The organism is Niallia sp. NCCP-28 (genome assembly GCF_023168165.1).
GTDB lineage: Bacteria > Bacillota > Bacilli > Bacillales > Cytobacillaceae > Niallia.
Genome location: NZ_BQYJ01000002.1, coordinates 482,049 through 495,675 on the forward strand (window position 1 = coordinate 482,049; position 13,627 = coordinate 495,675).

The window sequence follows — 13,627 nt, forward strand, 5'->3', positions numbered from 1 at the left end:
GAGGGGAAATAAAGATGTTATCTTTAGATCATAAAATTGATTTTGCTGTTGTTTTATCCGTAACAAAGGCAAATCCTAATGGAGATCCTTTAAATGGAAATAGACCGAGACAAAATTATGATGGCTATGGAGAAATTTCTGATGTGGCCATTAAAAGAAAAATTCGTAATCGCTTAATTGATATGGAAGAATCTGTATTTGTTCAATCGAATGATAAAAAAGTAGATGCATTTAATAGCTTAAGAGAAAGAGCTGATGCGAATGAAGAATTAACGAAGGCATTAAAGTCTAAAGATAATCCTAGTGGGCTATTTGCTGCGGAAGCATGTAAAGCGTGGTTTGATGTACGAAGTTTTGGTCAAGTTTTTGCATTCAAAGGTGGATCAGGAAAAGGTGTCTCTGTAGGGGTAAGGGGACCTGTATCTATTCATGCTGCAACAAGTGTAGGTCCTATTGATATTACTAGTATACAGATTACAAAAAGTGTGAATTCCGAACCTGGAAAAGAAAAAGGCTCTGACACAATGGGAATGAAGCATCGTGTAGACTTTGGTGTGTATGTATTTTATGGAAGTATAAATACACAATTAGCAGAAAAAACGGGTTTTTCGAATGAAGATGCTTTGAAGTTAAAAAATGTGCTTGTTACACTTTTTGAAAATGATGCATCTTCTGCAAGACCAGAAGGAAGCATGGAAGTTTTAAAAGTATGTTGGTGGGAACATAATTCTAAACTGGGTCAATACTCTTCGGCTAAAGTACACCGTTTGATTGAAGTGATACCGAATGTTGATGAACCGAAAAAGATAGAAGATTACGATATTATTGTGAATGAATTGGATGGATTGAAAGCAGAGATTATAGATGGCTTATGAGGAAGAAGAACAATTTTTAATGCTTTCAGGAATTCAGCACTTTCTTTTTTGCCGAAGACAGTGGGCGTTAATTCATATTGAACAACAATGGGCGGAGAATGTTAGAACTATTGAAGGACAGCAATTACACTCTAAGGCAGACCAACCGTTTATCCGAGAAAAAAGGGGAGACAAAATTGTAGTTCGGGCAATGCCAGTGAAATCTAATGACCTTAAAATTACCGGAATATGTGATATTGTGGAATTTATTCAAAGTGATAATGGTATTGAATTAGCGGGCGTGGCAGGAAAATATTTGGCTTATCCTGTTGAATATAAACGGGGTAAGCCGAAAAACGATGAATCGGATATTATGCAACTCACTGCTCAAGCTTTATGTTTAGAAGAAATGCTTCTTTGTGAAGTGAATAAAGGATTTATCTTTTATAATGAAATTAAACATCGAGTGGAAGTGCTAATCACACCTGAACATAAAAGAAAAGTGAAATCTGTTGTTACTGAAATGTATAGCTATTATCAGCGTTGTTATACACCTAAAGTGAAAACAGGTGTTTTTTGTAAAAATTGTTCTCTTCAAGATGTTTGTATGCCCAATATAATGAACAAACGTTCAGTGCGAAGTTATATTGAGGGGAAGATTGTAGAATGAAAAAGCTTCTTAATACATTGTATATTACACAGTCTGATGTTTATTTATCACTAGATGGTGACAATATAGTATTGCAAAAAGATAAAGAAAAAATAGGAAGAATACCGCTCCATAATTTAGAAACCGTTGTTTCTTTTGGATATACTGGTGCAAGTCCTGCATTAATGGGGTATTGTGCTGAAAAAAATATCTCTATAGTTTTTTTAACTGCAAGTGGCCGATTTCTTGCACGTGTGATTGGGAAGAGTAAAGGAAATGTAATTTTAAGAAAAAAGCAATATAAAATTTCAGAAGATGAAGAACTTTCAACAAAGATTGCACGTAACTTTATCACAGCGAAAATTTATAATAATAAGTGGATGCTAGAAAGAATGAAAAGAGATTATCCTTTAAGGTTAAACGTAAATCAATTTAAGGAAACTTCTCGTCATCTATCATCGATTATTCAGGAAGTCAGATTATGTAAAGAGTTAGAAAGGTTAAGAGGTTTAGAGGGACAAGCAGCAATTAGTTATAATAGATTGTTTAACGAAATGATTCTCCAACAGAAAGAAGACTTCTTTTTTTATTCACGATCACGAAGACCACCTCTTGATAATGTTAATGCAATGCTATCATTCGCCTATACATTATTGGCGAATGATATGGCATCTGCATTGGAAGGTGTTGGTCTCGATGCGTACGTTGGCTTTTTGCATCGAGATAGACCAGGGAGAATTTCTCTTGCTTTAGATGTAATGGAAGAGTTAAGAGGAGTATATGCCGATAGATTCGTTTTATCGCTAATTAATAAGAAGATTTTTAATAAAGATGATTTCTATAAAAAAGAGAATGGCGCTATACTTATGACAGACGAAGCAAGAAAAAAATTTTTGTCTGCTTGGCAGAATAAAAAGCAGGAGAAAATTACACATCCTTATCTAGGTGAAAAAATACAATGGGGATTAGTTCCACATGCCCAATCTTTATTATTAGCAAGATATTTACGAGAAGATTTAGATGAGTATCCTCCATTTCTTTGGAAGTAGGTGAACATATGTTGGTTTTAATTACGTATGATGTAAGTACTATAACTGGTGCTGGACAAAAAAGATTACGTAAAGTTTCAAAGGTATGTCAAAACTATGGTCAAAGGGTGCAAAATTCAGTATTCGAATGCATTGTAGATGCAACACAACTCACCTTATTAAAGCATGAACTTATAAGTATTATAGACAAAAGGCAGGATAGTTTAAGGTTTTATCAGTTAGGTAATAATTATAAAAATAAAATAGAACATATTGGAGTTAAAGAATCCCTTGATTTAGAAGGTCCTTTAATCTTATAGTGCGAATGTAAAGCTCACATAATCTTTCAGATAGATTCGCACCTCTAATTTTAACGTAAAAGTATTAAATCCTATTTTTTTAAATTGTTGTTCCTCGTAATTACTAGGAAAATAGAGGTTTTTAAACTATTTAAAGTGTAAAATTACTTTATTTGGATAAAAATCGCTGTCGCACTCTATATGGGTGCGTGGATTGAAATTTTTTCTAAATTTGGACTAAGAATTTCAAGAGCAGCGTCGCACTCTATATGGGTGCGTGGATTGAAATCCGACTTAAAGAAAGCATTAAAGAAATATGTATCGTCGCACTCTATATGGGTGCGTGGATTGAAATCCAAGCGAAAGATGTAAAAGGCATTGTTACTTATGTCGCACTCTATATGGGTGCGTGGATTGAAATTCCAGAGAACTTCGCAAGAAAAAAGAAAATATGGTCGCACTCTATATGGGTGCGTGGATTGAAATTATTGATCTAGTCCGGCATAAACGTAAAGGAGCGTCGCACTCTATATGGGTGCGTGGATTGAAATCTGCAATAACGGCTCTGGTCTTATAAATGTTGGTGTCGCACTCTATATGGGTGCGTGGATTGAAATTTTTTCATTAAAAAATGTCTTCATATCCTGAGCGTCGCACTCTATATGGGTGCGTGGATTGAAATCTCAACCGATGGGCACATATATGCAGCTGGTAGCAGTCGCACTCTATATGGGTGCGTGGATTGAAATAAATCTTTGACCAAAGCAGCCGCGTTTTCTTTTCGTCGCACTCTATATGGGTGCGTGGATTGAAATATCATTGATTACCTCCAGTTTTTTGTCGCATATGTCGCACTCTATATGGGTGCGTGGATTGAAATCACAAAGACACAAGGAAATAAATCAAATATTAAGTCGCACTCTATATGGGTGCGTGGATTGAAATATGAAGTGCTCTTTCATCAAAATAATCAACGTCACGTCGCACTCTATATGGGTGCGTGGATTGAAATGCATATTTTAGCTAAGTTATCTAATGGTACTCTTGTCGCACTCTATATGGGTGCGTGGATTGAAATGCATACTCATAAGCTTGTTTTCGATAAGGTTTACCGTCGCACTCTATATGGGTGCGTGGATTGAAATATAAACACCTTTCTCATTTTTACCAAAAGAGCATGTCGCACTCTATATGGGTGCGTGGATTGAAATTGAACATAGGCCAGCAGAACTGTTGGAAGGTCCGTGTCGCACTCTATATGGGTGCGTGGATTGAAATATTACTTTCTTTGATAACTACTGGTTGCGGAAGTCGCACTCTATATGGGTGCGTGGATTGAAATCAAGAAGCTATGAATAGAGGGTACAATGAAAATAGTCGCACTCTATATGGGTGCGTGGATTGAAATAAAGAAGGATTTTATTGTACAGATGAATTTGCTGTCGCACTCTATATGGGTGCGTGGATTGAAATAATCAGGCGCAATTTGCAGCTAAACCATTTGCGTCGCACTCTATATGGGTGCGTGGATTGAAATTGCTTAATATAAACAATATTGGCAGCACAGTAGGGTCGCACTCTATATGGGTGCGTGGATTGAAATAGGCCTTATTAATCTATATGCTGGACAAACTGTACAGTCGCACTCTATATGGGTGCGTGGATTGAAATCTCACCGAGAAACACAAGCAATACTTAGCAATCTAGTCGCACTCTATATGGGTGCGTGGATTGAAATTTCTAATGTTAGTAAAGAAACACGGAAAGAGTACACGTCGCACTCTATATGGGTGCGTGGATTGAAATCGTTATAATGACTGGAGTATGATCATCTATTAAATGTCGCACTCTATATGGGTGCGTGGATTGAAATCGTTATAATGACTGGAGTATGATCATCTATTAAATGTCGCACTCTATATGGGTGCGTGGATTGAAATATGCCTTTAGTTGCTAAACAATTCAAAGAAAGTGTCGCACTCTATATGGGTGCGTGGATTGAAATACCGTTTATTAGATAAAGTGTCATCTGTGAATGTGTCGCACTCTATATGGGTGCGTGGATTGAAATATATGTTGTGCGATTTGAAATATACTCCCGCGAAAGGTCGCACTCTATATGGGTGCGTGGATTGAAATCTGAATTAGATGATAGAGAACTTATACTACTGAGGTCGCACTCTATATGGGTGCGTGGATTGAAATTGATACAACATATCATCTATGTGCAAAAAATAATAAGTCGCACTCTATATGGGTGCGTGGATTGAAATAGAACCATCTTGACCAAACCACACAATTTTTCCGTCGCACTCTATATGGGTGCGTGGATCGAAATACTGAAAATGGTGTGAAATTTAGGGTCAGACCCCTTTTTAAGTTGTGCTGCATTTTATTTTCCCCAATTGATATATTGTGGAACTCTATTCTTTTATTATTTTGTTCTAATGTATTAGAGAAAAGGTGATATTCTATTTATTTCCTGAAAAATATCAAAAGGAATGGATTTGTTTAACTGGAGTCATAAATAGATGGTAAAATAAGTATAGAGACAGTTGATTAATTTAAATAAATTTGTTTAGTAAAAGAAATGGTCCTATCAAAAATATAAAAATAAAGGAAAAAGTATAATGATAGTCTATGAAGCTACAAAATCAGAATTTCTGCAGGATGTTTTTAACGATGAACTAGTAAATAATATTTGCGCAAACTATCACTCTAAGATTGGGAAAATTAATGAGCGTGAAGTTCGAGCATGGGATAATTCTATGCAATACATGTATCGCATCCTGCATGATGAGGAAATTCCAGACGATACGGGTGTAGCAATAGAATTTCGAATTCCCCATACATCCAAACGAGTAGATTTTCTTTTATCAGGAAAAAAAGAGGATAAAAACTCTGTTGTCATTGTGGAATTAAAGCAATGGGAAAAGGTTGAGGCAGTAAAAGGGAAAGAAGCAATTGTGAAGACAATGATTAATAAGGGGATTAGAGAAATGACTCATCCATCCTATCAAGCATGGTCTTATGCATCGTTAATAGGAGATTATAATGAAAATGCCCAGAATAATGATATGCAATTTTCCCCATGTGCATATTTACACAATTATATAAATCAAGGAGATCAAGATCCACTAACAGACAGCATTTATGATTATTATGTAAAGAAGGCTCCTGTTTTTAAAAAAGGAGAAGCAAAAAGACTGCGAGAATTTATCAAACGATATATACAAGTTGGCGATAATAAAGAAAATCTTTATAAGATAGAGAAGGGAAAAATAAGACCATCTAAATCCCTGCAAGACTCTTTAAATAAAATGCTAAAGGGAAATCAAGAATTTGTAATGATTGATGAGCAGAAGGTGGTTTACGAGGAAGCTTTATTTTTGGCAAAGGAAGCGATTCGCACCGGTACGAAACAAGTATTACTTGTAGAAGGAGGGCCTGGTACTGGAAAATCCGTGCTTGCGATTAATTTAATGGTAGAGTTAACGGGGCAAAATATGGTGTGCCAGTATGTTACCAAAAATTCCGCACCTCGTAATGTCTACGCAAGAAAACTAAAACAAGACTTTCGCAGAGGCCATATTGATAACTTATTTAAAGGATCTGGCAGCTACATAAATGCAGAAAAAAATGAACTAGATGTACTGATTGTGGATGAAGCCCATCGATTAAATGAAAAGTCTGGTATGTTTCAAAACCTTGGAGAAAATCAAACAAAAGAAATTATTCATGCAAGCAAGTTTTCCATTTTCTTTATAGATGAGCGACAAAAGGTTACTTTAAAGGACTCCGGAACAATCGGCGAAATAAAAAAGTATGCGAAAAAAGCAGGAGCAGATATTCATATAATGAAATTGGAATCCCAATTTCGCTGCAATGGTTCGAATGGCTACTTAGCATGGCTAGATGATGTCCTGCAGATTCGTAAAACAGCAAATAGTAATTTTATAGGAAGCCAGTATGACTTTCGTGTTTACGACAATCCGAATGAATTACGTGCAGAAATTGAAAAGCTAAATAAAGTGAATAATAAAGCAAGAATGGTCGCAGGCTACTGTTGGAATTGGATAAAAGAAGGGAAAAACAATCCGACTATTTATGATATTGAAATACCGGAACATGATTTTAAAATGAGCTGGAATTTAGGCAATACAGAAGCTTGGGCAATTGATGAACATTCTGTAAAAGAAGCAGGCTGCATTCATACATGCCAAGGGCTGGAATTTGATTATGCTGGAGTTATTATTGGAGACGATTTAAAAGTTGAAAACGATATAATTCTTACAGACCATACAGCACGGGCAAAAACAGATCAATCATTAAAAGGCTTAAAAAAGATGTTAAAAGAAGAACAAGAAAAAGCAGAAAAACTAGCTGATGAAATTATCCGCAATACATATAGAACACTTATGACAAGAGGACAAAAAGGCTGCTTTGTTTATTGCACTGATGCAGAATTAGCAAACTATCTCAAAGAAAGACATAACTTAAGCAATATACAATATAAAGAAAATGAATTTTTTAAATCAATTGAACAAGTTGCAGAAGATTCAACACGATATGAATAGGAGACAAAACAATGAAAGCATTAATAAAAGATATACTAGCATTCCGAGACGAACGAAACTGGAAACAATACCATGATGAAAAAGACTTAGCTATTTCGATTGTATTAGAAGCAAGCGAACTATTAGAAAACTTTCAATGGAAATCAAGCGAAGAAGCAAAAGAAAAAGACATGCAAAATATAAAGGAAGAAATGGCCGATGTGCTAATTTATCTGATTCAGTTGGCGGATAAATTAGGGATTGATTTAGAGAAGGAAGCGTTGGCGAAGATGGTGAAGAATCGGGAGAAGTATCCGGTGGGGGAGTAAATAATTAGTATTTCATAGAGATGTACCATTATTGGTGCATCTTTTGTTGTATAATTTTACCTATAATTAATAGGAAAAGAAGTAATAACCTCTAAGGAGTGACATGAGTGCTTAAAGAAGGAATTTATGAACAAATAATCAACGAAAATCTTAAAGATGAACTTGGTATGATTAATGCCGAAACAAATGATATAGGCAAAGAACCAATGGATGTAGAAGAAGCCCGTAAAATATTAGCATCCTATATTTCTCTTGTAACGAGAAGAGCGTTAATGTATGTAAGGGAACAGGTAAAGGATGATCGAGAAGCGTTGCTGCAGCAAATTCAAACATGCAATGATATGATTCAGACTTTAAGTGAGAAATTAGAGGAGGAAGAATTTGTTTCTTTAAAAATTGCAGAAGAAGGAGAGGTACTTACACATCTTTATTCAAAGATTAATAGTATAAAAAGCATTAAAAAACAAGAGATTATTCGGCCTGTAACACCTATTTCAGAAAGTTCGTTATTTACTGGTTCTAACTATGAACCTAGCATGCTAGAAGAATTAAAACGGGAGATTCTTTCTTCTAATATCATACATATGCTTGTTTCTTTTATAAAATGGAGCGGATTACGTTGTATCATCGAAGAGTTACGGCAGTTTACTGATAATGGTGGGCAACTACAAGTAATCACAACATCCTATATGGAAGCAACCGATTATAAAGCGGTAGAAGAATTAAGTAAATTAACAAATACAAAAATTAAGATTTCCTATGATATTGAACGAACAAGATTGCATGCAAAAGCCTATCTTTTTAAACGAGATACAGGGTTTAGTACCGCATATATTGGTTCTTCTAATCTATCTAATCCAGCATTAACATCTGGCTTAGAGTGGAATATAAAAGTAACAGAAAAGGATTCATTTGATATTGTAAAAAAGTTTGAAGCAACATTTGAAAGCTATTGGAATGATCGAGAATTCCAACCATTCAATCCAGAAAAGAAAGAAGATCAAGAACGATTAAAGCTAGCTTTGTTAAAAAAGAAAGATCAAACAAATGATTTTCAGTTTGTATTTGATATTCAACCATATTTCTATCAAAAGGAAATATTAGAAAAACTACAAGTTGAGCGGGAAACATATGGCCGTTATAAAAATTTATTAGTGGCTGCAACAGGTGTTGGAAAAACAGTTATTTCGGCATTTGATTATAAAAGATATTATCAAAGAAATAAACCAGCTCGACTTTTATTTGTTGCACATCGAGAAGAAATATTAAAGCAAAGTCGTGATACATTTCGTTATGTGTTAAAGGATGCAAACTTTGGAAATCTTTTAGTGGGGAATAATCAGGCCCACTCATTAGATCATTTATTTATAAGTATTCAAAGCTTTAATAGTAAAAAAATGCATAAACACACAACAAGTGATTTTTATGATTTTATTATTGTTGATGAGTTTCACCATGCAGCTGCAGAATCTTATCAAAAATTATTAGCACATTATCAACCGAAAGTATTACTAGGATTAACAGCAACACCAGAACGAATGGATGGAAAGAATATTCTAACCTATTTTGATGATGCAATTGCTGCTGAAATGCGATTAACAGAGGCGATTAATCAAAAATTACTGAGTCCATTTCAATATTTCTGTGTAAGTGATGATGTGGATCTATCGAAATTAAAGTGGAGTAGAAGAGGCTATGAGATAAAAGAATTAGAAAATATCTACACATCAAATGATAAAAGAAGCAATCAAATAATAAATAGTATTCATAAATATGTGACTGATATAGGGGATGTTAAAGGATTAGGATTTTGTGTCTCGATAGCACATGCAAAATATATGGCAGCGTTTTTTAGTAATGCAGGAATCCCTTCTTTAGCTTTATATGGAAATGTGGATAGCCAAATACGAAAAGAAGCACAAGCAAAATTAGTGAGTGGAGAAATCAAATTTATTTTTGTTGTAGATTTATATAATGAAGGGATTGATATACCAGAAGTGAATACCATTCTTTTTCTCCGACCAACTGAATCCTTAACTGTTTTCCTACAGCAATTAGGGAGAGGCTTGCGTTTGTCTGAGGGAAAAGACTGTTTAACTGTTTTAGATTTTGTTGGTCAAGCACATCAAAACTATAATTTTGAAGAAAAATTCCGCGCACTTATCGGGAAAACAAAACATTCCGTTCGACATTATGTAGAAAATGGATTTTTTAACCTTCCAAAAGGTAGTTTTATCCAATTAGAAAAGCAAGCAAAAGAATATATATTACGAAATATAAAAAGCAGTGCCTTAACAAAAGTAAATTTGGTAAACAAGATCAAATTTTTCACCGAAGATACTGGTTTAGAACTTACATTAAGTAATTTCCTACAGCATCATCATTTCACTTTATATGATCTATATGGAAAAAATGGTGATCGAAGTTTTTATCAAATGAAAGTAGCCGCAGGATTAATAGAGGCGGTAGAAATCGAAAATGAAAAATTTATTAAAAGTAGATTACCACATTTTTTTCATTTGAATTCACCGAAATTATTAAAGTTTCTACTTCATTATATAAAGGAAGGAACTATAAGTGGTGAAGAAGATAAATTAATGCTAGCCATGTTTTATTATACCTTCTATCAAGGCCATCCAGAAAAACAAGGATTCTCTTCAATAGAGGAAGGAATTCAACAAATCATACAAATAGCTGAATATAGAACTGAATTATTAGAAATCTTACATTACCTATACAACTCTTTAGAAACAATTGAAATCGAAAACGATTTACCCTTTCCTTGTCCTTTAGGAGTGCACAGCAAATATACAACAACTCAAGTTTTAGCCGCAATGGGCTATTACAATGAAAAAAGCAGTCCAGCATTCCGAGAAGGAGTAAAACATTTAAAAGAAAAAAATATGGATATCTTTTTCACAACATTAAATAAATCAGAAAAAGATTTCTCACCATCCACTCTTTACGAAGACTATGCCATCAACGAAAAACTATTTCATTGGCAAACACAAAGTAAAGTAGCAGAAACGAGTGAAACAGCAAAAAGATACATCACACACAGGAAAAATGACCATCAGATCGCACTTTTTGTTCGTGAATATAAAAAGGAGAATAGTTATACTTCTCCATTTGTTTTTTTAGGAACAGTAGATTATGTGAAAAATTCTGGAAGTAAGCCAGTTAGTTTTGTATGGGAACTAAGGGAAGAGATGCCGGCTTATCTAGTGCCTAGAGCTAATAAAAGTGTGTTGTAGAGAGAGATCTTTTATTCATTTATTAATGCAGTAACCGCAAGAATATCTGCAGGTGCCCAGTTTAGAGAGTCAAGATTTTCCCTTTTTAGCCATATAAGTTTCGAGTGTTCACTAGTAGTGGGAGTACCCTCTATAATGTTTGCTTTAATGCATATTAAAGTAATAATAAACGCTTCGTATTCATGAGTATTTTCGTGAAATAATTCGTTAGCTTTTATTTGGCATCCTAGCTCTTCTTGGATTTCTCGTTCCAAAGCAGAAAAGATATTTTCCCCCTTTTCTACTTTACCACCAGGGAACTCCCATCTATTAGGAAGAGACATTTGTGGAGAGCGAAGTGCACATAGTATTTCGTTTTGGTCATTTTCAATGATTGCTGCGACGACATTTATTGTTTTTTTCAATTTGCTAGGGCCTCCTGTGGGTGTTTGGGTTATTATTATGATAGCATTTTTTAGTGAAAATATAATGGATGCTTTAGTTGATTTTTGCTGACTTTTTATAATGTATTATTTTTAATAAGATGTTTCTACAGTCATGCATGTGGAGTGCGGAAACAAGAGCAGTTTTATTAAAAATAGGAATAAAGAAAAACTTAACTGCATGTTTTATATAGGCAGTAGTTAAAATGTTAGATATCTAGAAGTAGGAGATTAGATTAATTCTTACTAGAGGATAGAGATAGAAAATAGGTGAACAAGCATGAGTTTTAAGCTGCAAGTCGGGGAAATGAAGACAGAATATTTAACAGATAAGGAAATATGGGGGCATTTTAATTATATTTTTTCGAGTAAATCTCGAAATTCAACTACTTATAAGTTTGTACTGATAAAGTCTATGTTGGAGAATTTATATAATGTGAATGAGCATCTCGAGCTTTCTTATTCTAGTTTATTTAGTAGTTTTGCAAAGATATATTGGAATTTGGTTATCCACCATAAACTAAACCAAATTAATATGAAGGGGAAAAAAGCAGAGATACAGAGGGTACTGATGGATATTCAGGCGAAATATCAGATTCCAGAAACGCTTATATTTGATAAACTTTCTCCCCAGGTTCAAGTAGAAGTTACTATAAAGGTAAAAAGAAAATGCAAGATTAACGTGATGGGAGCTTTATATGGGGATACAGACCATACAGTTTATGACTTTGATAACACAAAAGAAAGGATAAGATTTAATCCAGCCTTCTATTCATTTATGCAGCGATTTCAGCGAATACTTAGCTATTTGACGAATTACCAGCTGGCATTATTTTTAGAGAAATTCAATGAAGAAGGGGACACAAAGAATCTGCTGATGAAAGTAGAAAATGTCTCTAAACGAGCATCATTGAATCAATTTTATGTACTTTTATCTTCTTTTTATAATGGCTTCTGTTTCTATTGTGGAAAAGAAATTAAAAGGAAAACATCTGTACATGTAGATCACTTTATTCCATGGAGTTTTGTTCAGGCAGATCAAATATGGAACTTGGTTATCTCCTGTAAAACTTGCAATCTTGCAAAAAATGATAAATTGGCAGAAGATCAATATTTAGCATCATTAATTGATCGAAATGAACATTTTTTAGCAGAAAAAAAATTCATTACTCGGCAGGATATGCAGGTGTACAGCGGAAAAAAGCTGACGGATTTGTATCATTATTCCATTGATAATGGGTATACGGATTTTTGGAGACCAAAGGATATTGGTATGTAGAAAAGTTTATTTTTTATGATTTTAGTAATTAGATTTATTAATAACGCTACAATTTAAATTGCTTGTTATAATATTTTTCTTACGAGTTAAAACATAAAACCATTTGGAGTTTACCTAATATCCAAGTGGCATTTATTTATTTCTCTTTTTCATGATTTTCTGTATTCTTATGGTTTTATTACCAATAAAAGGTTTGTTAGAATAGAAGAAACATAGATAATCAATCATTAAAGCGTACATAGCTGACTAAGGGGGATTAGCATGAAAAAGGAATTAATTATCACTTTATCAACCATATTATTGGCTGCTTCACTAGCCTGGGGGGTCTCTATACTTCCTACATATAATCCGGAAAACAGCGGGAATTCTGTGGTGAGCTCAGCGTTGGCCAAAGAGACTGATGAACAAGAGGAATCTGCAGGGAAAGAGCGCAAAAACGAATCAGAAGAACAAACTGGTAAAATAGATGGTGTGACATACGATACGAAACTAAATGATCAGTCAACAGAAGATGAAGTTGTGCAGGTTATGCATCAAATGACACATCAGAAAGTAAAAGCAAAAGAAAAGTGGGGAGCAGTTCCTATTTTAGAAGATACAGTAAATCAAGTGTATGATATTATTGAAAAAAGTGATTTTGAACATAAAATAGAACTATTAGATATAGTGGGTAAATGGAAAAATAACAATTTTGAAGAGATAGATGAAGATCATAATTATTTTTGGAAATTGCAAGATGGAACAATTGGCAAAGCTTATGGAATATTAAGCGAAGAAGAAGAAGAAGAGTTTATAAAAAATAACTATAAAGAAGATGTAGTAAATGGAATGTTGGGTCTCAAGTGAGGCCTGTTTTCTTTGATTTTTAATAAGTGCCTGACCACGGGTGCAGCAATACTTTCATGTACTTGGGGCCAGGCATTTTTATTAAGTTTGCTAAACGGCCATTAACTTAAA

The 13,627-nt window shown here is 34.1% G+C and carries 10 protein-coding genes and 1 CRISPR repeat array; of the genes, 9 read left to right on the forward strand and 1 reads right to left on the reverse strand.

Annotated features, from left to right (window positions below; translation table 11 throughout):
* Positions 1–14: 14 nt before the first annotated feature.
* The 7 genes from cas7c to NCCP28_RS07075 all read left to right on the forward strand — a co-directional run bounded on the left by cas7c (position 15) and on the right by NCCP28_RS07075 (position 10,969).
* The gene (gene cas7c / locus NCCP28_RS07045) at positions 15–875 is read left to right on the forward strand and encodes a type I-C CRISPR-associated protein Cas7/Csd2 (protein ID WP_248560690.1); all 861 of its coding nucleotides are present in this window, start codon (positions 15–17) and stop codon (positions 873–875) included.
* Positions 865–1,524, forward strand: a complete 660-nt coding sequence (gene cas4, locus NCCP28_RS07050; protein WP_248560691.1) for a CRISPR-associated protein Cas4 — start codon at positions 865–867, stop codon at positions 1,522–1,524. Before cas7c ends, cas4 begins: the two co-directional genes overlap by 11 nt.
* Entirely contained in the window at positions 1,521–2,552 is a 1,032-nt protein-coding gene (cas1c, locus tag NCCP28_RS07055; RefSeq protein WP_248560692.1) for a type I-C CRISPR-associated endonuclease Cas1c, read from the forward strand. The genes cas4 and cas1c overlap by 4 nt, the downstream gene beginning before the upstream one ends.
* A gap of 8 nt (positions 2,553–2,560) precedes the next feature.
* Positions 2,561–2,851, forward strand: coding sequence for a CRISPR-associated endonuclease Cas2 (cas2, locus tag NCCP28_RS07060; protein WP_248560693.1), 291 nt, complete (start codon positions 2,561–2,563; stop codon positions 2,849–2,851).
* Positions 2,852–3,019: 168 nt separating this feature from the next.
* Positions 3,020–5,168: direct repeats of the CRISPR family, unit length 32 nt; unit sequence GTCGCACTCTATATGGGTGCGTGGATTGAAAT.
* A gap of 292 nt (positions 5,169–5,460) precedes the next feature.
* Positions 5,461–7,407 (forward strand): DUF2075 domain-containing protein, encoded by a 1,947-nt coding sequence (locus NCCP28_RS07065; protein WP_248560694.1) that lies wholly within the window; start codon positions 5,461–5,463, stop codon positions 7,405–7,407.
* A gap of 11 nt (positions 7,408–7,418) precedes the next feature.
* Complete coding sequence (locus tag NCCP28_RS07070; protein ID WP_248560695.1) at positions 7,419–7,715, forward strand: nucleotide pyrophosphohydrolase; 297 nt, start codon at positions 7,419–7,421, stop codon at positions 7,713–7,715.
* Between the two features lie 107 nt (positions 7,716–7,822).
* Complete coding sequence (locus tag NCCP28_RS07075; RefSeq protein ID WP_248560696.1) at positions 7,823–10,969, forward strand: DEAD/DEAH box helicase; 3,147 nt, start codon at positions 7,823–7,825, stop codon at positions 10,967–10,969.
* 11 nt (positions 10,970–10,980) lie between these two features.
* On the opposite strand, the gene NCCP28_RS07080 is transcribed toward NCCP28_RS07075, so the two are convergent.
* A complete protein-coding gene (locus tag NCCP28_RS07080) occupies positions 10,981–11,373 on the reverse strand; it encodes a (deoxy)nucleoside triphosphate pyrophosphohydrolase (protein ID WP_248560697.1) in 393 nt (130 codons plus the stop codon).
* Positions 11,374–11,671: 298 nt separating this feature from the next.
* On the opposite strand from NCCP28_RS07080, the gene NCCP28_RS07085 reads away from it, so the two are divergent.
* Together NCCP28_RS07085 and NCCP28_RS07090 are read left to right on the forward strand one after the other, a co-directional pair.
* Positions 11,672–12,670 (forward strand): HNH endonuclease, encoded by a 999-nt coding sequence (locus NCCP28_RS07085; RefSeq protein ID WP_248560698.1) that lies wholly within the window; start codon positions 11,672–11,674, stop codon positions 12,668–12,670.
* A 261-nt stretch (positions 12,671–12,931) separates the two neighbouring features.
* Complete coding sequence (locus NCCP28_RS07090; protein ID WP_248560699.1) at positions 12,932–13,516, forward strand: DUF6241 domain-containing protein; 585 nt, start codon at positions 12,932–12,934, stop codon at positions 13,514–13,516.
* Positions 13,517–13,627: the final 111 nt, after the last annotated feature.